The 23,220-nt window shown below is 72.5% G+C and carries 22 protein-coding genes and 1 pseudogene; 7 read left to right on the top strand and 16 right to left on the bottom strand.

Going from position 1 to position 23,220, the window contains the following annotated elements; genetic code table 11:
* Positions 1-37: 37 nt before the first annotated feature.
* From AB0C20_RS21355 to AB0C20_RS21345, 3 genes are all read right to left on the bottom strand, one after another.
* Positions 38-955, bottom strand: a complete 918-nt coding sequence (locus tag AB0C20_RS21355; RefSeq protein ID WP_357181278.1) for a cation diffusion facilitator family transporter — start codon at positions 953-955, stop codon at positions 38-40.
* Between the two features lie 106 nt (positions 956-1,061).
* Positions 1,062-3,179 (bottom strand): AAA family ATPase, encoded by a 2,118-nt coding sequence (locus AB0C20_RS21350; RefSeq protein WP_357568584.1) that lies wholly within the window; start codon positions 3,177-3,179, stop codon positions 1,062-1,064.
* A gap of 107 nt (positions 3,180-3,286) precedes the next feature.
* Positions 3,287-4,258 carry an alpha/beta hydrolase gene (locus tag AB0C20_RS21345; protein WP_357181271.1) on the bottom strand — a complete coding sequence of 324 codons (972 nt, stop codon included), beginning with the start codon at positions 4,256-4,258 and terminating at the stop codon, positions 3,287-3,289.
* Between the two features lie 170 nt (positions 4,259-4,428).
* On the opposite strand from AB0C20_RS21345, the gene AB0C20_RS21340 reads away from it, so the two are divergent.
* Positions 4,429-5,052 (top strand): carbonic anhydrase, encoded by a 624-nt coding sequence (locus AB0C20_RS21340; protein WP_357181629.1) that lies wholly within the window; start codon positions 4,429-4,431, stop codon positions 5,050-5,052.
* A 76-nt stretch (positions 5,053-5,128) separates the two neighbouring features.
* On the opposite strand, the gene AB0C20_RS21335 is transcribed toward AB0C20_RS21340, so the two are convergent.
* Positions 5,129-5,458 carry a hypothetical protein gene (locus AB0C20_RS21335; protein ID WP_030330285.1) on the bottom strand — a complete coding sequence of 110 codons (330 nt, stop codon included), beginning with the start codon at positions 5,456-5,458 and terminating at the stop codon, positions 5,129-5,131.
* A gap of 309 nt (positions 5,459-5,767) precedes the next feature.
* Here AB0C20_RS21335 and AB0C20_RS21330 point away from each other — a divergent pair, with 309 nt between their 5' ends.
* Positions 5,768-6,259: a DUF3145 domain-containing protein gene (locus tag AB0C20_RS21330; RefSeq protein WP_030488755.1), complete on the top strand. Its 492-nt coding sequence runs from the start codon at positions 5,768-5,770 to the stop codon at positions 6,257-6,259.
* Positions 6,260-6,346: 87 nt separating this feature from the next.
* The gene (locus AB0C20_RS21325) at positions 6,347-8,080 is read left to right on the top strand and encodes a glycoside hydrolase family 3 N-terminal domain-containing protein (protein ID WP_357181266.1); all 1,734 of its coding nucleotides are present in this window, start codon (positions 6,347-6,349) and stop codon (positions 8,078-8,080) included.
* Between the two features lie 31 nt (positions 8,081-8,111).
* Here the strand turns inward: AB0C20_RS21325 and AB0C20_RS21320 are convergent, their stop codons facing one another.
* Positions 8,112-8,783, bottom strand: a complete 672-nt coding sequence (locus AB0C20_RS21320; RefSeq protein ID WP_357568583.1) for a lipoprotein — start codon at positions 8,781-8,783, stop codon at positions 8,112-8,114.
* 134 nt (positions 8,784-8,917) lie between these two features.
* On the opposite strand from AB0C20_RS21320, the gene AB0C20_RS21315 reads away from it, so the two are divergent.
* Complete coding sequence (locus tag AB0C20_RS21315; RefSeq protein WP_112582579.1) at positions 8,918-9,136, top strand: hypothetical protein; 219 nt, start codon at positions 8,918-8,920, stop codon at positions 9,134-9,136.
* 50 nt (positions 9,137-9,186) lie between these two features.
* Here AB0C20_RS21315 and fabF read toward each other — a convergent pair whose 3' ends face one another.
* The 7 genes and pseudogenes from fabF to AB0C20_RS21280 form a co-directional block, all read right to left on the bottom strand.
* Positions 9,187-10,413 carry a beta-ketoacyl-ACP synthase II gene (gene fabF, locus AB0C20_RS21310; RefSeq protein ID WP_091409277.1) on the bottom strand — a complete coding sequence of 409 codons (1,227 nt, stop codon included), beginning with the start codon at positions 10,411-10,413 and terminating at the stop codon, positions 9,187-9,189.
* A gap of 2 nt (positions 10,414-10,415) precedes the next feature.
* Entirely contained in the window at positions 10,416-10,655 is a 240-nt protein-coding gene (locus tag AB0C20_RS21305; protein ID WP_030330276.1) for an acyl carrier protein, read from the bottom strand.
* An 85-nt stretch (positions 10,656-10,740) separates the two neighbouring features.
* On the bottom strand, positions 10,741-11,685 hold the full coding sequence (locus AB0C20_RS21300) for a beta-ketoacyl-ACP synthase III (protein ID WP_091409280.1): 945 nt from the start codon (positions 11,683-11,685) through the stop codon (positions 10,741-10,743).
* A 14-nt stretch (positions 11,686-11,699) separates the two neighbouring features.
* A pseudogene (locus AB0C20_RS21295) lies at positions 11,700-12,608 on the bottom strand (ACP S-malonyltransferase); the annotation flags it as partial.
* Positions 12,609-12,686: 78 nt separating this feature from the next.
* A complete protein-coding gene (locus AB0C20_RS21290) occupies positions 12,687-13,988 on the bottom strand; it encodes a helix-turn-helix domain-containing protein (protein ID WP_279616386.1) in 1,302 nt (433 codons plus the stop codon).
* Between the two features lie 37 nt (positions 13,989-14,025).
* Entirely contained in the window at positions 14,026-14,673 is a 648-nt protein-coding gene (locus tag AB0C20_RS21285; protein ID WP_357568587.1) for a response regulator transcription factor, read from the bottom strand.
* 50 nt (positions 14,674-14,723) lie between these two features.
* Complete coding sequence (locus AB0C20_RS21280) at positions 14,724-15,908, bottom strand: histidine kinase (protein ID WP_357568582.1); 1,185 nt, start codon at positions 15,906-15,908, stop codon at positions 14,724-14,726.
* Between the two features lie 313 nt (positions 15,909-16,221).
* Between AB0C20_RS21280 and AB0C20_RS21275 the strand changes: the two genes are divergently transcribed.
* Positions 16,222-16,551, top strand: a complete 330-nt coding sequence (locus tag AB0C20_RS21275) for a hypothetical protein (protein ID WP_112582586.1) — start codon at positions 16,222-16,224, stop codon at positions 16,549-16,551.
* Positions 16,552-16,608: 57 nt separating this feature from the next.
* Here AB0C20_RS21275 and AB0C20_RS21270 read toward each other — a convergent pair whose 3' ends face one another.
* Positions 16,609-17,259: a hypothetical protein gene (locus AB0C20_RS21270; protein ID WP_357181246.1), complete on the bottom strand. Its 651-nt coding sequence runs from the start codon at positions 17,257-17,259 to the stop codon at positions 16,609-16,611.
* Between the two features lie 252 nt (positions 17,260-17,511).
* On the opposite strand from AB0C20_RS21270, the gene AB0C20_RS21265 reads away from it, so the two are divergent.
* On the top strand, positions 17,512-18,129 hold the full coding sequence (locus AB0C20_RS21265; protein ID WP_357568581.1) for a copper resistance CopC family protein: 618 nt from the start codon (positions 17,512-17,514) through the stop codon (positions 18,127-18,129).
* 107 nt (positions 18,130-18,236) lie between these two features.
* On the opposite strand, the gene gltX is transcribed toward AB0C20_RS21265, so the two are convergent.
* The 3 genes from gltX to AB0C20_RS21250 are packed head-to-tail and all read right to left on the bottom strand — an operon-like array spanning position 18,237 to position 22,321.
* Positions 18,237-19,646, bottom strand: a complete 1,410-nt coding sequence (gene gltX / locus AB0C20_RS21260; protein WP_357568580.1) for a glutamate--tRNA ligase — start codon at positions 19,644-19,646, stop codon at positions 18,237-18,239.
* A gap of 51 nt (positions 19,647-19,697) precedes the next feature.
* The gene (locus AB0C20_RS21255; protein ID WP_357568579.1) at positions 19,698-20,975 is read right to left on the bottom strand and encodes an MFS transporter; all 1,278 of its coding nucleotides are present in this window, start codon (positions 20,973-20,975) and stop codon (positions 19,698-19,700) included.
* A complete protein-coding gene (locus AB0C20_RS21250; RefSeq protein ID WP_357568578.1) occupies positions 20,972-22,321 on the bottom strand; it encodes a GH1 family beta-glucosidase in 1,350 nt (449 codons plus the stop codon). The genes AB0C20_RS21255 and AB0C20_RS21250 overlap by 4 nt, the downstream gene beginning before the upstream one ends.
* A 188-nt stretch (positions 22,322-22,509) precedes the next feature.
* Here AB0C20_RS21250 and AB0C20_RS21245 point away from each other — a divergent pair, with 188 nt between their 5' ends.
* On the top strand, positions 22,510-22,956 hold the full coding sequence (locus AB0C20_RS21245) for an SRPBCC domain-containing protein (RefSeq protein ID WP_210783445.1): 447 nt from the start codon (positions 22,510-22,512) through the stop codon (positions 22,954-22,956).
* Positions 22,957-23,220 lie beyond the last annotated feature (264 nt).

The raw sequence follows: 23,220 nt of genomic DNA, 5'->3' as shown, positions 1-23,220 counted from the left end.
GACGGTGCGTGCGTCGCCACGGAAAATTACGGCGCCGTCACCATTCGATGGAGCCACAGGCTCCAGAAGCGGCGCCGGGCTCGATCTGCAACGTCGCGTGCTCGATGCGGAAGTCGTCGTGCAGGGCCGTACGGGCCGCGGTGAGCACCGCGCCGACCTCCGCGCCGGGTGCCATGGTCAGGTGAGCGGAGGCCACCTCCATGCCCGAGGTGAGCGTCCAGACGTGCAGGTCGTGCACCTCGACGACACCGGGGACGGCGGCGAGCCGGTCGTGCACCGCGGTCACCTGGAGGTGCTCCGGGGCGGCCTGCACCAGGATGCGGATGGCGGCGCGGGCCAGCCGCCAGGTGCGGGGCAGGATGAACACGCCGATGGCGACCGCGACCAGGGGGTCGGCCCACCACCAGTCGGTGACGGTGATGAGTAGCGCCGCGCCGATGACGCCGACCGAGCCGAGTAGGTCACCGAGCACCTCCAGGTAGGCGCCCTGGAGGTTGATGCTCTCCCGGGCTCCGGCGCGCAGGAGCGCGAAGGCGGCGATGTTCGCGAGCAGGCCGAGCACTGCCACCGCGAGCATCGGGCCGGCGATGACCTGGTGCGGGTCGCCGAAGCGGCGGATCGCCTCGATCACCACGTAGATCGCGACGCCGGAGAGCAGGACGGCGTTGGCCAGCGCGGCGAGCACCTCGAGCCGGTAGAGCCCGAAGGTGCGCTGCGGGTCGCCGGTGGCCCGCCGGGTCGCCGTGATGGCGGCGAGCGCCATCCCGATGCCGAGCACGTCGGTGAACATGTGCCCGGCGTCGGAGAGCAGGGCGAGCGAGCCGGTGTGCAGGGCGGCCACCGCCTCGACCACCATCAGGGTGGCGAGCAACCCGAACGCCGCCCAGAGTCGACCTCGGTGCTGGTGTGCGGCATTGGCGACGGACCCATGGTGGTGGTCATGACCTGCGCCCACGAGAACCACCTTCCGCCGCTGGTCGGGACCCGGTCAAATGTATGCTCACATCGCTATGTGTGCAAGTGTACGGGCAGGGCCTTCCGCTGGCGGCAGTCCGCACACGTCAGCCGGTCGGGTCGATGGTGGTGAGCCGCTGGGTGGCCCGGGAGAGCGCCACGTACAGGGTGCGCACGCCGGCACCCGGATCCGCCCGGATCTCGCTCGGGGCGACCAGCACCACCCCGTCGTACTCCATGCCCTTGGCCTCCAGGCTGGTCACCACCTGCAACCTCGGCGCGCCGAGCGCGCCGAGCCACCCGGCGACCTCGTCCCGGCGGGGGACCGGCGTGATCACCCCGACCGTGCCCTCCACCTCGGCCAGCAGGCCGGCGGCAGCCTCCACCGTCGCGGTCTCCAACTCCGTCGCGGGCACCACCAGCTCCACCGGCTCCACCCCGGTCGAGCGGACGGCGGTCGGCAGCGGCAGGTCCGGGTAGAGCCGACGGATCTCCGCCGCCGCCACCGCGAAGATCTCCGCCGAGTTGCGGTAGTTGGTGGTGAGCGTGAAGTCGTGTCGCTTGCGCCGGCCCAGCGCCTGGTCCCGGGCCCGGTCCAGTTCGTCGGGGTCGCCGGTCCACGCGGTCTGCGCGGGGTCGCCCACCACCGTCCAGGAGGCAAGCCGGCCGCGACGACCGATCATCCGCCACTGCATCGGCGAGACGTCCTGCGCCTCGTCCACGACCACGTGCGCGTAGTCCCGGTAGTCCTCCGGACGCTCCCGGGCCGCCGCGCGGGCCGCCCGCTGCCGTTCACCGAGGGTGCTCAGCTCACGGACGCCGCCGGCGAGCTGGAACGGATCGCGTCGCGCGCGGGCCGGCTGTGCGGGCTTACCGAGCAGCGCGTCCAACTCGTCCAGCAGTGCCACGTCGGCGATGGTCAGCCCGGCCGAGTCCAGACTCCGGTACGCGGCGCTGAGCAGCCGGATCTCCGCCGAGGAGAGGATCCCCCCGGCGTACCGGCGCAGCCGGTCCGGCTGCGCCAGCCAGCCGAGCACGTGCCGGGGGTGCAGCCGAGGCCACCATGCCTTGAGGAACTCCCGGAACTCCGACCGCTCGGCGATCTCCGCCTCGAACGCCGGTTGTTCCGGAAGCCGACCGCTGCTCAGCTCACGGGCCTGCGCCCAGAGCGCGGCGAACACCCCGTCGAAACCGGTCCGGCGCACCTCGTTGCGTCGTGCGCCGCGTTGCAGCGCGCGGTCCCGGATCCGGTCCAGCGCGGCCCGGTCCAGCCGCAGCAGCGTGCCGCGGTAGAGCAGCCGCAGCTCACCCGGGCCGCCCGGCACCGCGTCGCGGGCCGCCCGCTCCAGCACCCGGCGCATCCGCAGCGAGCCCTTCACCGCCGCCACCTCGGGCGGGTCGGGGCGGGTGGCGGTCATCCCCGGGAAGAGGGTGCCCAGCGAGTGCAGGGTCGCGGTGTCCTCACCGAGCGACGGCAGCACGGAACCGATGTACTCGACGAAGACCGACGACGGGCCGACCACCAGGATGCCGCCGCCGGCGTAGCGGCTGCGGTCGGAGTACAACAGGAACGCGGCCCGGTGCAGGGCGACAGCTGTCTTGCCGGTGCCTGGGCCGCCCGCGACGATCGTCACGCCGGAGCCGGGGGAGCGGATCGCCTCGTCCTGCTCCCGCTGGATGGTCGCCACGATGTCGCGCATGCCCCGGCCGGTGGCCTTGGACAGGGTGGCCAGTAACGCGCCGTCACCGACGACAGTCATCCCCTCCGGGGCGGCCGTCGGGTCCAGCAGGTCGTCCTCGATCCGGGTGACCCGCTCGGCGCGGGACTGGATGGTGCGGCGCCGCACCACGTCCAGCGGCTGCGCCGGGGTGGCCTGGTAGAAGGCGGCCGCGGCCGGCGCGCGCCAGTCGACGACGAGCGTGACGGCGTTCTCGTCGCGGATCCCCAGTCGCCCGACGTGCAGCACCTGGCGGTCGAGCAGGTCCAGCCGGCCGAAGACCAGCCCCTCGTGCTCGGCGTCCAGGGTGTGCCGCCGCTGCGCCGCGTGGAAGACCATCGCGTCGCGCTCGACCAGGGCGCCGTGCGTGCCCACCCGGGCCATCCGGTAGCCGTCACGCTCGGCGCGGACGGCCGACTGCCGCAGCTCGGCCAGTCGGGCGTACACCCGGTCGAGGTGTCGTTGCTCGACGGCGATCTCCTGCTCCAGGCCGGTCTGGTCGGTCAACGCACGCTCCTTCAGAGGTCGCCGGCAGGCAGCGGGAACCGCGCGGGCCAACCGAGAAGAGTACGGCCCTGGGCGCGACCCGCCGCGCCCGAGGTGCGCGAACGTGCTCAGGCACCCGTCCCGGCGGGGGTCGCGCCATTGTGAGCCGGCGGCGACGCGCCACTGTGGGCCGGCGGCGATTCGGCGAGCACCCGCCGCACGACGCCGGTCAGCGCGGCGTTGACCTCGTCCGGACGTTCCATCATCAGCATGTGCCCGGCACCCGGGCAGACGGTCAGCTCGGTGGCCGGCAGGGCCGCCGCGATCGACTCGGCGCACGGTGGTGGGGTCAGCCGGTCGCGGTCACCGACCAGGGCGGCGGCCGGCAGGTGGGCCAACGCGGCGAGGGTGTCCAGTCGGTGCTGGGTGCCGATGGAGGCGCGGAACCCGCCGATCGAGCGCAGCGAGGCCCGAGCCACCGCCGACGTCACCAGGCGGATGTCGGCCGGCTCGCAGCGGTCACCGAAGAGCATCCACCGGATGCTCGGTTGCAGCGCGTTCAGCAGTGCCCGGGGCGCGCGCCACGAGCCACACCGGGCCAGCACGCCGGCGCCGGTCGTCTCGGCCAACCGGATCAACCGGGCGATCCGCGGCGAGAGCCCGTAGACGGTGTGCGTGTGCCCCTCGGCGGTGGTCGAGACGAAGACCAGGCCGGCGGTACGGGCGGCGAAGTGCGCGGGATGGCGGTGGGCGTACTCCATGATCGTCATGCCGCCCATCGAGTGCCCGACAAGCACCACCGGGCCGGTCGGCGCGACCGCGTCGATCACCGCCGCCAGGTCGTCACCCAACTGGGCCACTGTGGCAGTGGGCAGCGCCATGCAACTGGACCGGCCGTGCCCCCGCGCGTCGTAGGCGACCACCCGCACCGCACCGCCGAACGGCGGTGCCGTGAGCGCGTCGACCTGCCGGTGCCAGGCGCGCCCATCCAGCGTCCAGCCGTGCAGCAGGATGGCGGTGACCTGGGCGTCCGTCGGACCCGTCGCCTCGACGTTGAGCCGTACGCCGTCCGGCAGGCCGACCTCGAACCGCTCCGGCATCGCCACCTCCCCAGGGCCGCCCAGTACCACCAGCACCTCCGATACCCGGCGGTAACATGGGCTACCCGCCATGACACCACGCCAATCGCGCCGTGGCGAACATTCCCGACCTCGCCCGTGCCGGACGGCGGCGGGCCAAGCTGAACGGCATGGGGTCGTCGGGAGCGCCCATGGGTGCGACGTCGGGGCAGGGGCGGCAGGCCGGCGGCACGCCCCGCGCCGCGCTGGCCGACCTGCTCGCCGGGAATCGGCGGTTCGTCAGCGGCCAGCCGGTGCACGGACACGACGTCACTGCCGCCGCTGCGGCCTCTGGCGACCAGCAGCCGTACGCGGTGGTGCTGGGCTGCATCGACTCCCGGGTGCCGCTGGAGGCGATCTTCGACCAGACCTTCGGCGCGATCTGCGTGATCCGTACCGGTGGGCACGTGCTCGATCGCGCGGTCTGCGGCTCGATCGAGTACGTGGTCGGCCAGCTCGGCGTACCGCTGGTGATGGTCCTCGGCCACGAGCGGTGCGGCGCGGTGCAGGCCACTGTGGAAGCGCTGCGCACCGGGCAGCGTCCCGGTGGGTCGCTGGCGCACCTGGTGGACGAGATCGCCCCGGCGGTCACCGAGGCGGGGCTGCACGATCCGGCGGTGCAGCCGCTGGCGATCCGCCGGCACGTCCGGCGCACGGTGCGCACCCTGCGCGAGGACGATCTGCTGGCCGGGCCGGTGGCCGCCGGCCGGGTGGCAGTGGTCGGCGGCCTCTACGACCTGGCCACCGGCGAGGTCGCCCTGCTCGATCCAGGCTGACCCGGGCCGCCGGACATGCGAGACCGCCCGCCGGGAAGTCCCAGCGGGCGGTCTCGTTGGTGCGGTGGGGGAGGGCTCAGCCCTCGAAGACGCCGGCCGCGACCAGGCGCTTCTCGGTGGCCTCCCAGCCGTCACCCGGGTGGGTGGCAGCCAGGTTGTTGATCTCCGCCCGGATCTTGGCGGCGTGGCCGGCGGCGGCCAGAACGCGGATCTCCTCGACGAAGGCGTCGGAGTCCGTGCGCAGGTGCGCGGTCTTGCCGTTGGTCAGGTTCCGCACGTAGGCGTGCTTGCCGCCGTTGAGCGGGATGAGGTACTTGAACTCGCCCAGCACGCTGAGGGCGCCACCCTGGCCAGCCTGGCCGGCCCGGACGGACGCGCGCGCGGTCTTAGAGGTGTTGCTCGCCACGGAGGTACTCCTTGCAAGACGTACGGGAGGACTGGACGTCCGGGGGCTGTGTGCGGGCCACACTGCGCTCGGCCCGCGAAGATGTAACGCGGCATAAGCCGCCGGTGGAACTGTACAGGACCACGACATCATGCTGGTCGTCGCGGTGTCCTGAGGGGTAACCGCAGCCACCCGTCCGGCTATTCCAGCCGGCGTTTTTTCCGATTCCCTGGCGCACCACGCGTCACAGGAGTCATCATGTGTTGCAGCAGCCACCTGGGTGGACGAGGTCGTAGGGGAAGACGCACCTCGCTCTCCCGGGAGGTCACCGTGCCAACGCGTGGCGTCGTATACGTCCATTCGACCCCGCTCGCCGTGTGCTCACACGTCGAGTGGGCGATCGCGCGCGTCCTAGCCGCGCCGGTCAACCTGCAGTGGACGGCTCAGCCCGTCGACCCCGGCGCACGCCGGGCCGAGTGCGGGTGGACCGGTCGTCCGGGGACGGGCGCCGAGCTGGCTGTTGCCCTCCGGCAGTGGCCCATGATCCGTTTCGAGGTCACCGAGGAGCCGAGTCCCGGTGCCGACGGTGAGCGGTTCATGTACGTGCCAGCCCGTGGCCTGTTCCGGGCAACGGTCGGCGTGGCCGGCGACATCCAGCTCGGCGAGGACCGCCTTCGGGCGCTGATGGCGGCCTCCCGGGCCCCCGAGGCGTTGGCGCACGCCCTCGACAAGGCGCTCGGCACGGCGTGGGACGCTGACCTGGAGCCCTACCGGTACGCCGGCGACGGCGCCCCGGTGACCTTGCTCACTCGGGTCGGCTGACCCGGTCGGTGGGCCGCTGGCCGTGGGCCGTCGCACCGGTGACGACCGGTAAGGTCAAGTTGCCCCGATAAGGGAGAAGCTGGTGGGATGGGCGGCGTGTCGAATCGCCCGTGGCGCGCCAGTGTCGCTGTCGCCGCCCTGACCGCCCTGCTCGTCTCCGGCTGCTCAGGTGACCCGGAGCGCCCCACGCCGACGCCCAGCCCGGTCGCCACGTCCGCGGGCCCGAGCGTCCCGGCCGCGCCGCCGGCCAGCGACCCCGCCGGCCGCGCCGCCGCGCTGGTCGCGACGCTGTCCGACGAAGACCTGGTCGGTCAGGTGCTGATGCCGTACGCCTACGGCGACTCGGCGACGAAGGTCTCCGCCGGCTCGGCGGCCGGTAATCAGGCCCTCGCCGGGGTGGACACCCCCGCCGACATGATCGCCAAGTACCGGCTGGGTGGCCTGATCCTGGTCGGCTTCAGCGCCGACGACCCGACAAAGGGCAACCAGGAGACCACCAACGTCGACAACCCCAAGCAGGTGCACGAGCTCACCGCCGGGCTGCGTACCGCCGCCGGTCGGCTCGCCGCCGGCTCGGCGCCGCTGCTCATCGGCACCGACCAGGAGTACGGCGTCGTCACCCGCGTGACCGACGGGGTCACAGTGCTGCCCAGCGCCCTCGCGGCCGGCGCGGCCGGTGACCCGAAGCTCACCGAGGCCGCCTGGCGGGCCGCCGGCGCCGAGTTGGCCGCGATGGGCATCAACATCGACTTCGCCCCGGTGGCCGACGTGCTGGCCACCCGCAGCACCGTGATCGGCTCCCGGTCGTACGGCGCCGACCCGAAGCAGGCCGCGGCGCAGGTGGGCGGCGCGGTCCGTGGCCTCCAGGCGGTCGGGGTCGCGGCCACCCTGAAGCACTTCCCCGGGCATGGTCACAGCGCCGACGACTCGCACCAGGACCTTCCGGTGCTGACCCAGTCCGCCGCGGCGTTGCAGAGCGGCGCATGGCCGCCGTTCACCGCCGGGATGGACGCGGGCGCGATGGCAGTGATGTCCGGTCACCTGGACGCGCGAGCGATCGACCCGGGGACCCCGGCGACGTTCTCGCACAAGCTGCTCACCGACGTCCTGCGCGGCCAACTCGGCTTCAAGGGCGTGGTGATCACCGACGGGATGAACATGCCGCCCGCGATGCGCTGGGCTCCCGGCGAGGCGGCGGTCCGGGCGCTCAACGCCGGTAACGACCTCATCCTGATGACCCCGAACGTCGGTCAGGCGTACGACGGGCTGCTCGCCGCGCTGCGCGGCGGATCGCTGCCCCGGACCCGGCTGGTCGAGGCGGTCACCCGGGTGCTGACCATGAAGTTCCAGCTCGCTGAGCTGCCGGCGGCGCAGATGTCAACGCTCAACACCCCGGCGCACCGGGCGGCGGCCGACGCGCTGGCCGCCGCCGCCGTCACAGTGCTGCGCGGCGCCTGCGGCAAGGCGGTACGCGGGCCGGTCACCGTCACCTCGTCCGGCGGTCGGGACGGCACCCGGGCCACGCTCACCGCAGCGTTGACCGCCGCCGGGATGCAGGTCAAGCCCAGCGGCGGCACGATCGTGCACCTGGTGGGCTACGGCGACGGCGCCAAGGACCTGAGCCCCGACGCGGCGGTCACGGTCGCCATGGACACCCCGTACGTGCTGGCCGACGCGAAGTCACCGACGCTGCTGGCGACGTACTCCTCCAGCCGGGCCTCGATGACCGCCCTCGCCGCCGTGCTCGCCGGCAAGGCCCGGCCCGGTGGCCGGTCCCCGGTGGCCGTTCCCGGTCTGCCCGCGACGACCTGTGGCACCTGACCGACCGGAAGCGGACGGCTCAGCGCCCACCTCACTCGCCCTTCGCGAGCCCGCGCACCGCGAGCCGGTACGCCGGCAGCACGTCGGTCCGTTCGGTGATCAGCCCCTCGTTGACAGCGAAGACCAGCGTCTGCCCCGCCGACTGGACGGCCAGCGCCCAGTTCCGCGACTCATCCTCCTCCTCGACCAGCGGGTTGGTGGCGAGCCAGGTCATCTCGGTGGCGTCGAAGCCGCCGGCGCGCAGGTCGCGGAACTGTTGCCCGGCGACCGTCTCGCCGGCCCCGGCTGCGAAACTCTCCAGCGCGGCGCGCGGCGTGACAGTCGGCGAGTCCGCCGCCCAGATCCGCACGAATCCGCCGCCGGCCGAGCGGCCGTCCACCTCGCAACGCACGGTGCTGCCGCCGCGCTTGGTGAGCGCCTCGCCGACCAGCTCGGCCAGCTCGCCCTTGGGAGGCTCGATCGCCTTCGCCGTCCACCCGTCGGCCAGCGGAAACGTCACCGGTACCGGGCAGGGGGAGCCGGTGCCGCCGGTGGTGCCGCCGGGCGACGCCGCAGCCACCTCGTCGTACCAGGGCTCGCCAGTGGCCTGTGGGGCCGGGCTGCCGGCCGCGGGCCCGGCGGGAGCGCGGCCGTCGTCGCCGCAGCCGGTCAGCAGGCCGAGGGTGAGCGCCGCCGACACGGCGACGCGGGTACGAGTGTCCATCGTGGTGATCCCCGTCAGTCGATCTTCAGTCGGCCCATCTAAGCCGTGCGGTCTCTCGACGTCAATCGGGATCGTGTTCCCGCGCGACGGAAATCGGGTCGCCCCCGCACCGGTCGGTCTGACAGCCTCACCCCATGGGAGCGGCAGCAGGATTCCGGCACGTGCAACGGGCGGACGGCACTGTGGTGATCACCCACCACGGCCGGGTCGCAGGCACGCTGCGCGGCGCTCGGGCCGCCGAGTTCCTGGCCGAGGTCGACGACGACCCGCAGTTGGTGATGGCCCGCTGGACCGGCAACTACCGCCACGGCAACGAGCGCACCGCCAAACAGCACCCCCGCAACCGAGGCTGAACGACGAAAGGGCCCCTCCTCTCGACGAGGAGGGGCCCTTTCGCGGGATCTCAGGGTCGGGCGAAGACGAGAGCCACGTTGTGGCCGCCGAAGCCGAACGCGTTGTTCAACGCGGCCGGGATCTCCATGTGGCGGGCCTTGTGCGCGGCGACATCCAGGGTGAGGCCTGGGTCTGGGTCGTCGAGGTTGATCGTCGGAGGGACGACACTGTCGCGGATCGCCAGGATGGTGGCGATCGACTCCAGCGCACCGGCCGCACCGAGCAGGTGACCGGTCATCGACTTCGTCGCGGACAGCACCGGGTGGTCGCCGAGCGCCTTGTGCAGCCCGCCGATCTCCAGCATGTCCCCGATCGGGGTCGAGGTGGCGTGCGCGTTGACGTGCACGATGTCCCGCTTCGCCACGTCCGCGTCGGCGATCGCCTTGGCGATGGCCCGGATGGCGCCCTCGCCCTCGGCGTGCGGCTGCACGATGTCGTACGCGTCGGAGGTGATGCCGGCGCCGGCGAGGCGCGCGTACACCCGGGCGCCCCGGGCCGCTGCGTGCTCGGCCCGCTCCAGCACCACGATGCCGGCGCCCTCGCCGAGGACGAAGCCGTCCCGGCCCCGGTCCCACGGGCGGGAGGCCCGCTCCGGATCGTCGTTGCGGGTCGACATGGCCCGCATCGAGCTGAAGCCGGCGATCGGCAGGGGGTGGATGACCGCCTCGGTGCCGCCGGCCACCACCACGTCGGCCCGGCCGGAGCGGATGATGTCCAGGCCGAGGGCGATCGCCTCGGCGCCGGTGGCGCAGGCGCTGGCCACCGAGTGCACACCGGCCTTGGCGCCCAGCTCCAGCCCGACCCAGGCGGCCGGACCGTTCGGCATCAGCATCGGGATGGTGTGCGGGGAGACCCGCCGTGGCCCGGACGCCTCCAGGATGTCGTCCTGGGCGAGCAGGGTGGTGGCACCGCCGATGCCGGAGCCGACGCTGACGGCCAACCGCTCCCCGTCGAGGTCGGAGCCGGCGAGGCCGGCGTCCGCCCAGGCCTGCTGCGCCGCGATGATCGCGATCGCCTCGGAACGGTCCAGGCGGCGCAGGCGGACCCGGTCCAGCACCTCGGACGGCTCCACGGCCAGTTGGGCGGCGATTCGGACCGGCAGTTGCTCGGCCCACTCCTGGGTGAGGGCACTCACCCCGGAGCGGCCGGCGAGCATTGCGTCCCAGGTCGACGCGACGTCCCCGCCAAGCGGGGTCGTCGCGCCGAGCCCGGTGACGACGACGTCTGGACGACTCATGATCAGGACTGCGCCGCGATGTAGCTGACAGCGTCGCCGACGGTCTTGAGGTTCTGCACCTCGTTGTCCGGGATCTTGACGCCGAACTTCTCCTCGGCCGCGACCACTACCTCAACCATGGAGAGCGAGTCGACGTCGAGGTCGTCGGTGAAGGACTTCCCCTCGGCCACGTCGTCCGGGTTCACCCCGGCAACCTCTTCGAGGATCTCGGCGAGGCCGGTGGTGATCTCGTCACGGGTCATTGCGGTTGGTTCCTTTCATCGGGGTTCTCCGGCGGTCGGCGTCGCCGACCGCCACTCCTGGACGCGTACGCGCCCGAGGGGGTCATCAGGGGCAGCGGACGACCTGACCGGCGTAGGTCAGGCCACCGCCGAAGCCGAACAGCAGCACCGGTGCGCCCGAGGGCACCTCCCGGCGCTCGACCAGCTTGGACAGGGCCAGCGGCACGCTCGCCGCGGAGGTGTTGCCGGACTCGACGATGTCCTTCGCGATGATCGCGTCGGGGATGTTGAGCCGCTTGGCGATGCCGTCGATGATCCGGGCGTTGGCCTGGTGCGGCACGAACGCGGCCAGCTCCGACGGGTCGACCCCGGCCCGCTCGCAGGCCTGCAGCGCGAGCGGCGCGATAGCGGTGGTGGCCCAGCGGAACACCGCCTGCCCCTCCTGCTGGATGTACGGGCGCCAACCCTCGATGCGGACCGCGTCGCTCTTGTCCGGCACCGAACCCCAGACGACCGGGCCGATCCCGGTCGGCTCGTCGTCGGCGGTGGCGGAGACCACTGCGGCACCGGCCCCGTCCGCGAAGATGATGCAGGTGGAGCGGTCGGTCCAGTCGGTGAAGTCGGACAGCTTCTCCGCGCCGATGACGATCGCGTTGCGCGACGCCCCGGCCCGGATGGCGTGGTCGACGGTGCCCAGCGCGTACGCGAAGCCCGAGCAGGCGGTGTTGAGGTCGAACGCGCCAGGGGCGGTGATGCCCAGCTTGGCGGCGACCCGGCAGGCCACGTTGGGGCTGCGGTCGATGGAGGAGCAGGTGGCGACCACTACCAGGTCGATGTCGGCGGCGGTCAGGCCCGAATTGGCCAGCGCCTTGCCGGCAGCCGCGGCGGCCATGTCGGCGACAGTCTCACTGTCGGCGATCCGCCGGCTGACGATGCCGACCCGGTCGCGAATCCACTCGTCGTTGGTGTCGACGAGCTGGGCGATGTCGTCGTTTGTCACCACCCGGGAGGGCTGGTAGTGCCCCATCGAGACGATGCGACTGCCAGTCATGAACGACCTCCGATACGGGCGATCAGGTCCCGTGCGGCCGGCAGGTCGTCCGGGGTGTTGAGGGTGACGATCTCCGGGGCGCCGTCGCCCTTGAGTTCCCGCTTGACCAGGCCGGCGAGGGTGCCGGCCGGGGGCAGCTCGATCACGCCGGTGACCCCGAGGTCGGCCAGCGTACGCATGCACAGGTCCCAGCGCACCGGTGCGGTGACCTGCCGAACGAGGCGCTGCACCATGGCCGCGCCGTTGTCGACGGCGGTGCCGTCGAGGTTCGACAGCAGGGTCCGGGCCGGGTCGGCGGGGGTGATCCCGGCGGCCTCCGCGGCGAGCGCGGTCTCGGCCGGAGCCATGTACGGGGTGTGGAACGCGCCGGCCACCTGGAGCCGGATGATCCGGGTCCGTGCGGGCGGCGCGGCGGCGAGCTTGTCGAGCCCGTCCAGGGCGCCCGCGGCGACGATCTGCCCGGCGCCGTTGCGGTTGGCCGGGTAGAGCCCGTTCGCCTCGATCGCGGCGATCACCTCGTCGGGGTCACCACCGAGAACCGCGGCCATTCCGGTCGGCTCCAGCGCGCACGCGGCGGCCATCTCCCGGCCGCGGACGCCGGCCAGGGTGATAGCGGCGTCGGCCGTCAGCACACCGGCCAGGGCGGCGGCACCCAACTCGCCGACGCTGTGGCCGGCGGTGAGCGCGACGCCGTCCAGCGGCAGGTGCTCGGCCGCGAGCAACGCCGCTGCGACCAGCAACGGCTGGGTGCGGGCGGTGTCCTTGATCTCGTCGGCGTCGGCGTCGGTGCCCAGGTGCAGCAGGTCGACCCCGGCCAACGCCGACCAGTCGCGCAGTCGCGCCTCGGTGCCGGTCAGGTCGAGCCAGGGGGTCAGGAAGCCGGGTTTCTGAGAACCCTGGCCGGGACTAAGTACGGCGAGCACGTCTATGACTCTCCCGGATAAAGGCGGGTAACGCGGTGCCGCCTTCGACCAAACCACACTAGGACCTTTAGAGGTTTCCTACAAAGATCGGCGGGGATCATCCTCGGTTTGGGCGGATTTCCGGGTAGCCGGGGTCATTGTCTGAGTCGGGACCGGCGAGGCCAGCGGGGCGACCGGATCCAACCGACCCACGGTCAGCGCGACCTGAAGGGCGAACGCGTCGCGCGGCGACAGTGGCGAGAACCCCGTCACCTCGGCGATCCGGCGCAACCGGTAGCGCACCGTGTTCGGGTGCACGAACAGTGCCCGGGCCGCGCTCTCCAGCGTGCCACCTGCGGCCAGGAAGGCGTCCAGGGTCGCCAGCAGTTCCCCTCCGGCGCGCACCAGCGTCGCGTACACATCGTGACGCAGCCGCCGACGGGCCTCCGCGTCGCCGGCGAGGGCCCGCTCCGGCAGCAGGTCCGCGGCCGGCACCGGTCGGGGCGCGCTCGGCCAGGCCGGTGCGGCCCGAAAGCCGGACAGCGCGGCCCGCGCCGACTCGGTCGCCTCGTCGAGGCTCGGTACGGCGGGACCGACCACCACCGGGCCGTCCCCGAAAGCGCTCAGCAGCTTCGCTGTGGCGGTCAGCGGGTCAGGTGCGCCACCCAGCACGATCACCAGCCGGTCGCCGTGGACGCCGCCGATCACCTCCACGCCGATCCGGCGGGCCTGCCGGTAGACCACGTGCAGCACCGCGGAGACCTCGCCGCCGGGCGACCGACCGACAGCCACCGCCACCGGCGGCGCGTCCGCCCAGCCGAGCGCGGCGGCCCGACTGGCCAGGACGTCAGGCGAGTCACCGCGCAACAGCGCGTCGACCAGCAGCGCCTGCAACCGGGCGTCCCAGGCGCCGCGCGACTCGGCGGCCCGCGCGTACACCCGGGCGGCGGAGAACGCGATCTCCCGGGAGAAGCGCAGCACCGCCTCGCGTAGCTGCTGCTCCTCGCCCTCGGCGGCCAGGTGCGACACCTGCTCCTCGACCACGTCGATCGTCACCTTGATCAACGCCACGGTCTGCTGGAGGGTGATCGACCGGGCCAGCGCCTGCGGTGCGGCGGCGAAGACCTCGTCCGAGACCTCCTGGGTGCTGTCCGCAGTGCCGCCGCCCTCGCGCAGCCACTGCACCAGCGACCTCGCGCCCGCCTGGGCCACCAGCATCACCCAGGAACGCTGGTCGGCCGGCAACGCCCGGAACCAGGGCAGCGTCTCGTCCATCCGGGCCACGCTGGAGGTGGCCAACGCCCCCGCCGATCGTTCGATCCGACGCAGCGTGGCCGACAGCTCCCCACCGCCCGGCGTGCTCACCGCCCTAGCCTGACACGTCGTGAGCAGGCCAACCACGCCGGCACCGGTCAGCGGGCCGCCGCCGGGGCCCGTCTCACGGCTGTGGGGGAGCGGGCAGCCCCAGCTCCTGGGCCAGGATCGCAGCCTGCACCCGGCTACGCAGGCTCAGCTTCGCCAGGATCCGGCTCACATGTGTCTTGGTGGTGCTCTCCGCCAGCACCAGCCGACCGGCGATCTGCTGGTTGGACAGGCCCAGGCCGAGGCAGGCCAGCACGTCGCGCTCGCGTGGGGTGAGGGTGTCCAGCGCGGCCCGGGTGGCCGCGGACGCGCCCGGCGTGGTGGCCGCGAAGGCGGTGATCAACCGGCGGGTCACCGCGGGGGCGATGAAGCCGTCGCCACGCGCCACCGTCCGCACCGCCGCCACCAGACCGTCGGCGTCGGTGTCCTTCAGCAGGAAACCGGCCGCACCGGCACGCAACGCGCCGAAGACGTACTCGTCGAGGTCGAAGGTGGTGAGCACCAGCACGTCGGCGAGCCCGTCGGCGACGATGGCCCGGGTCGCGGAGATCCCGTCCCGGCGGGGCATCCGGACGTCCAGGACCGCCACGTCCGGGCGCGACTCCCGACACAACCGCACCGCCTCGTCGCCGTCGGCTGCCTCGCCGACCACCTCGATGCCCGGTGAGCCGTTCAGGATCAGGGCAAGTCCGGCCCGTACCGCTGGCTGGTCGTCCGCGAGCATCACCCGTACCGTCGCCGGACCCGCGTCGTCCGGCGGCCGAACCGGCCCGGTCACCCGACCTCCCCGGTGGGCAGGGCGGCCCGGACCAGCCACCGACCATCCTGCGGCCCCGCGGTGATCCGACCGGCCAGCAGCGTGGTCCGCTCCCGCATGCCGATCAGCCCGGCCCCGGCGCCCGGCAGACCGACCCCGTGCCGACGCACCGGGTTCTCCACAGTCAGCACCACCTCCGCCGACCCGTACGCGATCGTCAGGTCGGCCTCACCCGTGCCGTGCTTGAGCGCGTTGGTCAACGACTCCTGCACGATCCGGTACGCGGCCAGGTCCACCGCCACCGGCAGCGGCCCCGGTGTGCCGTCGGTGCGGACCCGCACCGCGAGGCCGGCCGCCCGGACCCGCTCGACCAGTCCGTCCGCCTCGGCCAACCGCGCGGTGACCACCTCCGGCGCGGCCGGATCGACGCTGGTACCGGGCTCGCGAAGCACCTCGATCATCTGACGCATCTCCGCCAGCCCCTGCACGCTGCTCTCCCGGATCACCCGCAACGCCGACTCGACCTGGCCGCGATCCAACCCGGGCACGGAGAGCACGGCGGTGGCGTGGATGGCCACCGCGCTGAGGTGGTTCGCGACAACGTCGTGCAGCTCCCGGGCCATCCTGGCCCGTTCGGCGCTGACCGCCTGCCGACGATCCAACTCGACCAGCCGGGCGGTCTGCTCGGCCCGCGCCCGTTCGGCGGCGGCCTGGTCGCGGTACTGCCGCACACTGATGCCGGTCAGGACCGGCAGCACCCCGGCGAGCACCACCAGCACCCCGAGCGCCGCTCCGCGCCACTGGCCGTACCCGAGCACGCCGACGACCACCCCGACCAGGCTCAGCGCCACGGTGATCCGCAGCAACCACCGCCACAGCCGGGGCGGGCCGTACACGCAGGCGTCGTAGAGCACCTGCGTGTAGACCAGGACCGTGCCCAGCGAACTGCCCAGCGCCGTGTCGACCACCAGCGCGCCGGTCCCCACGGCCAGGCTGGCGCGTGGTGCGACCCGCCGTAGGCCGACGGCGACGCAGACCGCCACCAGCGGCGGCAGGAACAGCGCCGACGGCACGTTCCCGTCCGGACGGACCTGCGGTTGCCAACCCAGGGCGTGCAGCACCAGGCCACCGGCCAGTGACGCTCCGGCCAGCACGAGGTCGCGGCCGAGGGTGCCGGAGTCGAGCCACGGTGGCGCACGCATGCCCCGATCCCACCACAGCCGCCGCCCGCCGAACTCCCACCGGGGGAGGACCTCGACCGCATCGCCATGCGCCGAAAGGGGTACGCGGACCCGTACCGACCGCCGGTGGGCCCTCGGTAGTGGCGACCCGGGTGAACTGCGCGAAAAGAAGGTGTGAACTGCGTAACCGGCCCCCGCGCTCAGCGGCCTCTTCGAGGACCGACCGGTCCGGACCCCGGGTACGCTGCGCGCGGCCCGTCGGTCCCGGCCAGTACGGTGACAGGGCACCTCGGGGAGAGCACCCGAGGGCGAGGCGAGCGTGAGGAGACCGGGGATGGCGCACGGGGAGGCCGAGCACGGCTGCGCCCAGGGCGAGCCCTGCCGGCCGGGGCACCACGACCCGCAGGCGGCTGGCAAGCACCGCCGGCCGGTCGGCGGCGCACCATCGCACCCGGTGGAGCCACTGCACGGGCGCGTCGATGACGAACCAGTGCTGCCGCGTCAGCGCTCCGCCGAGCCCGCCGGTCTCGCCGAGCCCGACTCGGACGTTCCCGCTGGTTGCCTCAGCGAACTTCCCGGCTGGGCCGGGGCACATCGGCACGGCGCGGTCCGACCGCGGCCGCGTGCCACCCGCCGGGAGCGCCCACCGCGCCGCTGGTGCTGAAACACCGCCGACGCACCCGCTGATCAGCGAGTGCGCCGGGTCAGCGCGTGCGCCAGCTCAGCGCGTGCGGCGTCGGATCAGTAGGGCGATCCCGGCGAGGCCGACAGTGATGGTCAGCATCACGCCGACGTTGAGCAGCAGCAGGTGTTGCAGGTCGCCGAGCGCCTCGTCGAGGTCCTTCGCCGGGTCCAGCGTGTCCTCCGGGAGAACTCGCTCGCCGCCGCCCGCGCCGCCACTGACAGTGTCGAACTGCCGCTCCAGCGGCACACCGGCGGTGCGCAGGGTCTCGGACATGCTGAGCCGACCCAGGAACCAGCCCGCGCTGGTCTTGCGGCCATCCGGCTGCTTCGCCGGCCGGAAGACGCGAGGGCCGCCGATCGCCTTGGGATAGAGGTCGTAGGTCTGCTTCGGCGTCTCGCCGGCGAGCACCACGACAGTGTATTTCGGACCGAGGTTTGCTGCCTTCGGACCGGTTGGCATGCCGGTGCGAGCGAGGAAGTTGACCTGGTCGATGACCGCGCCCACGAGGGCGGGCTCCTTGTCCGCGTGCAACCGCAGCGGCGCGGACAGCCCCGTGCCGCTGATGTCCACTCCGGCGGGTGCCGGCTTCGGCGCCGCCGAGGCCGAGTTGGCGGTGCCAAGCGACAGCAGTGCCACCGCCAGCGTGCCCGCCAACACGGCGGCCAACCGCCTCATGTGTCGGACCATCCCGCCTCCTCGCCCCGTTCGATGGATGGCTTCGTCGTGACGTCTGGACCGATCTGCCGGTGCGGCATCGACCGGATGGTCGCGTCCACTCCTACAGACTCCGCAGAACGTCGATGAGTTGCAGCTTTCGGAACAGTAATTGGAACTATCTGCGATCTCTGCTCGACTAATGAGGAGCCGTTTGATCAGCGGGCGGATCGTACCCTTACGGAGGGGTTCATGGGGGGCAGGGTTACACGTACGGTGCGGGTCATGCCAGTGGTGCTCGGCGTGGCGTTCGGTGTGTCGTTTCTGGTGCCGGCGACTCCGGCCGCCGCCCACAACCAGCTGACCGGCAGCAACCCGCGGGACGGTGCCCGCGTGGCATCGGCACCCGCCCGGGTCGAGCTGCGGTTCCTCGCCAAGCCGTCACCGACTACGACGAAGATCACAATAACCGGACCGGACAATGTGGTCGCTGGCGGGACTCCCGCCTTCGATGGCAGTCGGGTGCGGGTGCCGTTCAAGCCGGCCGCCGCCGGGCTCTACATCGTCGGCTACCAGCTCGCGTCGGCCGACGGGCACCCGGTGAAGGGCGAGGTGCGGTTCACCCTCACCACCGGCACCGCCGCCGACCCGTCCGCCTCGCCGTCGGCCGTCGTCAGCACCAACCCGGCCGGCTCGCCCTCGGCTGCCGCGTCGGCCGCCGGCGTACCCTCCAGCGGGCCCGCGTCGGCGACCCCCGGCAGCGCGACGGCCTCCACTGTGCCAGCGGCGTCGGAGCGGTCCGACTCCGGCGGTCGCTGGTGGATCTGGGCGCTCGGCGGCCTGTTGCTGCTCGCCGCACTCGGGGCCGGCCTGGTGTTCCGCCGCCGACGCGGAGCCCAGTGACCACTGGGCTGACCCTGCTCCGCGATCTTGCACTTACTGTCCCGACACAAGGGGCATCCCACTCATGTCGACAACCGAAAGTGCAAGATCGGCGCGGTGGTGGTGGGTCAGACCAGACGCAGGCGGGCGGCGCGCATCCGGGTCAGGGTGCGCTCGCGACCGAGCACCTCCAGCGACTCGAACAGCGGCAGACCCACTGTGCGGCCAGTGACCGCGACCCGCACCGGCGCCTGCGTCTTGCCGAGCTTGAGGCCCCGCTCGGCGCCGACCGCCTCCAGCGTCGACTTCAACGACTCGGCGTCCCAGGACTCCAGCGCCTCGAACGCCGCGACGGCGTCGTCCAGCAGCTCGGCGGAACCGTCCTTCATCGTCTTGGTCCAGGCGGCCTCGTCGATCAGGGGCGACGCCAGGAAGAGGAAGTCGACGTTCGGAACGATCTCGCTGAGCACCGCGATCCGCGTCTGGGCCAGCGGCGCCACGGCGGCGAACGCGTCGGCGTCGAACTCCTCCGGCTGCCACGGCGGCGGCGCGATGGTCCCGGTGCCGGTCAACCACGGCTGGCAGGCGTCGATGAACTCGGCCACCGGCAGCGCGCGAATGTATTCACCGTTGAACGCGCGCAGCTTCTTCTCGTCGAAGAACGCCGAGGAGAGGTTGACCTCGTCCAGCCGGAACTCGTCCTCGATGACCGACCAGGGAACGATCTCCCGGTCCCCGGAGGGGGCCCAGCCGAGCAGCATGAGGTAGTTGCGCATCGAGCCGGACAGGTAACCCTCGTCGCGGTACGCCTCCAGGGCGACCTTGTCCCGGCGCTTGGAGAGCTTCTGCCGCTTCTCGTTGACCACCACCGGCACGTGCGCCCAGATCGGCGGCTTGACCCCGAGGGCTTCCCAGAGCAACTGCTGCTTGGGGGTGTTGGGCAGGTGCTCCTCGGCCCGAATCACGTGGGTGATGCCCATGGTCATGTCGTCGACGACGTTGGCCAGCAGGAAGACCGGCGAGCCGTCGCCCCGGGCGATGACGAAGTCCTCGATGAGCTTGTTCTCGAAGGTGGGCTCACCACGGATCAGGTCGACCACAACTGTCGCGCCCTCGTCGGGTGTACGGAAGCGCAGGGCGTGCCCGGGGCCGGGGCCGAGGCCACGGTCGCGGTGGTAGCCGTCGTAGCCCTGGTACTGCGAGCCGGTGCGGGCCTGCACGTCCTCGCGGGTGCAGTCGCAGTAGTAGGCGCGGCCCGACTCGTGCAGGCGCGCGGCGGCGGCCCGGTGCTCGCCGGCGTTCGCGGACTGGAAGTACGGGCCCTCGTAGCTGCCCCGGGAGATCCCGATCCAGTCCAGCGCGGAGAGGATGCCCTCGGTCCACTCGGGCTTGTTACGCGCCGCGTCGGTGTCCTCGATGCGCAGCACGAACACGCCGCCCTGCTGCTTGGCGTAGATCCAGTTCTGCAGCGCCGAGCGGGCGCCGCCGACGTGGAACATACCGGTCGGGGAAGGGGCGAAGCGCACACGTACTGTCACGTCCCCCAGCCTACGGCGGTACGCGACTGCTTTCCGCCACCGCCCCCTTGCTCAGGGGACGGAGCGGATCTTGACGACCAGTGCGCTGCCGAGCAGGGTGACCACCGCGGTGACCGCGTAGAGCGTGGGATAGCCGCCCAGGTACACCACGAGCGGGGCGGAGAGCGCCGGACCGAGCACCTGCGGCGCCGAGTTGGCGATGTTGATGACGCCCAGGTCCTTGGCCCGGTCGGTGGCCCGGGGCAGCACCTGGGTGATCAACGCGGCGTCCACCGAGAGGTAGACGCCGTAGCCGGCGCCGAGCAGCAGCGCGGCGACGACCGCCATCGGCCAGACCGGCGCGACAGCGAGCAGTAGCGCGGCCACCGCCATGATCAGCCCGGAGACGATCACGTAGATCTTGCGGCGGCCGGAACGGTCGGACATCCGGCCGGCGACCACGGCCGTCAGCATCATCCCGAGCGTGTAGAGCAGGATCAGGATCAGCAGGCCGCCCTCGGGGTCGGGGTGGCGCACCCCGTCGCTGAGGAAGTACAGCAGGTAGAGGGTGCCCAGGGCGTTGCCCAACTGGACCAGGAACCGGGTGATCCAGGCCCAGGCGAAATCCGGGTGCCGGCGGGGGCTGATCCACATCGAGGCGAGTAGCGCCCGCGTGTGGATCGCCGGCCGATGCGTACGCGGCAGCGGTTCGTCGGGCGTGAGCAGCGCGAACGGCAGTGACAGCAGCAGGATGGCTACGGCGATGGCCAGGTAGCCGGCGGCATTGCCGGTGACCACGGCGGTGACCAGCACCGCGCCGAGCACCAACCCGAGCGCCTGCGGGATGCCCACCCACCCCGAGACCCCGCCGCGCTGCGTCACCGGAACCCGGTCCGGGATGGCGGCACTGAGGCTGGCCAGCATCGCGTTGAAGCAGACCTGCGCGGCGACCCAGCCGAGGGCGACCCCGAGGATGGTCCGTTGCTGGGCCAGCAGCACCAGGGCCGCCGCGCCGAGCACTGCCCCGCCCGCCGTCCAGACGTGCCGACGGCCGAACTCGCGTCCGGCGATCCGCAGGCAGGTCCGGTCGGAGAACGCGCCGGCCAGGGGGTTGGCCAGCACCGCGGCCAGCGCACCGAGGCCGGTGACCACTGCCAGCATGTTCTCCTTGTCGCCGGGCGCGATCTGCTCGATCTGCTGCGGCAGCAGCACCTGGATGGGCGTGAAGAACGCCATCCACACGCCGAGGTTGGCCGCGAAGATCAAACCGATCCAGCCGCGCCGTACCGGCACCGTCGGCTCGGCGAGCGCCGCCGGCAGCGACGCCGGCGTCGGGTCGAGGGTGGTCACCGCGCCGACCCCGGCCGGCTGGCCGCGATGACGTCGCGCAACCAGGTGTACGACGACTTCGGCGTACGGGTCTGGGTGGCGTAGTCGACGTGCACCAGACCGAAGCGCTTGGTGAACCCCTCGGCCCACTCCCAGTTGTCCAGCAGCGACCAGACGAAGTAGCCGTGGACGTCCACCCCGTCGTCGATGGCGGACCGCACCGCCCGCAGGTGCCCGTCGAGGTACGCGATCCGCTCCGGGTCGGCCACCTGCCCGTCGGCGTCGGGTGCGTCGTCGTACGCGCAGCCGCTCTCGGTGATCTCGATGGGCGGCAGCGCGTCGCCGTACGTGTCGCGCAGCCAGCCGAGCAACTCGCGCAGCCCGTCGGGGGCCACCGGCCAGTCGAAGGCGGTGCGTGGGTAGCCGTCCAGCGGCACGAGGTCGAACGGCAGGGGTGAACCCTCCTCGGCGGCCCGTACGCCGGTGGGGTTGTAGTAGTTGACTCCGAGCACGTCGATCGGCGCGGCGATGATGTCGAGGTCGCCGGGGTGGATGACGCTCGGGTCGAAGCCGGGCAGCTCCGGGTAGCCGCGTCCGAGCAGCGGGTCGGTGAAGAGCCGGTTGTGCAGCGCCTCGTACGTCGCCCCGGCGGCCCGGTCGGCGTCGCGGTCGCCGAGCACCCGCACCGGCGAGTAGTTGTTGGCGATCGCCACCGGGCTGGCGCTGTGGGCCCGCAGCGCGGCGACCGCGAGCCCGTGCCCGAGCAGTTGGTGGTGGGCGACCGGGAAGGCGTCGAACAGCAGCGTCCGGCCGGGGGCGTGTTCGCCCATGCCGTAGCCGAGGCTCATGTGGATGAACGGCTCGTTGAGGGTGATCCAGAGCCGGACCCGGTCGCCGAGCCGGGCGGCGGTCTTCTCGGCGTACTCGGCGAAGCGGGCGGCGGTGTCGCGGTGCAGCCAGCCGCCGCCCTCTTCGAGGGGTTGCGGCAGGTCCCAGTGGTAGAGGGTGGCCACCGGGTCGACGCCGGCGGCCAGCAACTCGTCCACCAGGCGGTCGTAGAAGTCCAGGCCGGCCGGGTTGGCCGGACCGGATCCGGTGGGCTGGACCCGGGGCCAGGCGATGGAGAACCGGTACGCGGAGACGCCCAGGCCGGCCAGCAGCGCGACGTCCTCGGTGTGCCGGTGGTAGTGGTCGCAGGCCACCTCGCCGCTGCTGCCGTCGCTGATCCGCCCGGGGGAGTGCGCGAACGTGTCCCAGATGGACGGACCGCGCCCGTCGGCGGTGGTGGCGCCCTCGATCTGGTGGGCCGATGTGGAGACGCCCCAGCGGAAGCCGGTGGGGAACTGGGGCATCGGTGCGGTCGACATGCGCCCTCCCGGTCAACGTGAAACGTGTTCGGGACTTTAGAGCGCTCTCGATGAATGCGCCATAGGCCGGCCTGGCGCATTCCGCAATGGTTGATCGGCGTGTCTTTTTCCGAACCCGTCCAGGTAAGTCCGATTTAGCGCATAGAGTGCCGATATCGTGGGATGTCCTCACCGGAGGAAAGACGGAAATGATCCTCGTGGAACGCAGTGCGCACGTGGCGGCGCCAATTGAAGTGGTCTGGGATGTCGTGCAGCGGGCCGAGCAGTTGCCGGCCTGGCTGGCCGGGGTCCGAGCGGCCGAAGTGCTCTCGGGAGAGGGCTTCGGGCGGCGACAACTCGTCCAGGCCGGGCGCGGCTCGGCGCATGAGGCCGAGGTGATCGCCTACCAGGAGCCGACGCTGATCGGCTGGCGGGAACGGGCCAAGGGTGCTGGATCTCGGGCGGAGGCGCGTACCGAGATCTACGTCCAGCTCACCGGGGACGAGGAGGAGGGCGGGACCATAGTGCGCCTCATCGTGGTCCGCTGGCCGGCCGGCCCGGTCAAGGCGGCCATGCTGCGCCTCGGACTGCGTCGGGTCGGCGCCGACCTGGAGGACTCGCTGGCCCGGCTCACCGACCTGGCCGCCGTCGGCTGACGAGCGCCCATCCTCCCGGCGTCACCCGCGACGGCGGTGGTCCGGATCCCCGCCAGGGCTCCCGGACCACCGCCGCTCCGTACCCCGCCCCGCCCGCCGCTTGGCGTCGATCATGGACTTGTGGTGCCGGGAAAAGTGCGGTTCACGTGCTTCGTCCACCACCACAACTGCATGATCGACGGGTGCAGTTGGCGCACCGGATCACCACCGCGCACCGGGTCTGGGTGGCGGTGGCGAGCTTCGCCGGGTCGACCGGCGGTGGCT

The organism is Micromonospora sp. NPDC048843 (assembly GCF_040649965.1).
Classification (GTDB): domain Bacteria; phylum Actinomycetota; class Actinomycetes; order Mycobacteriales; family Micromonosporaceae; genus Micromonospora; species Micromonospora hortensis.
Note: the sequence above shows the minus strand (reverse complement) of the source record. Positions and strands in the feature narration are given on the sequence as shown.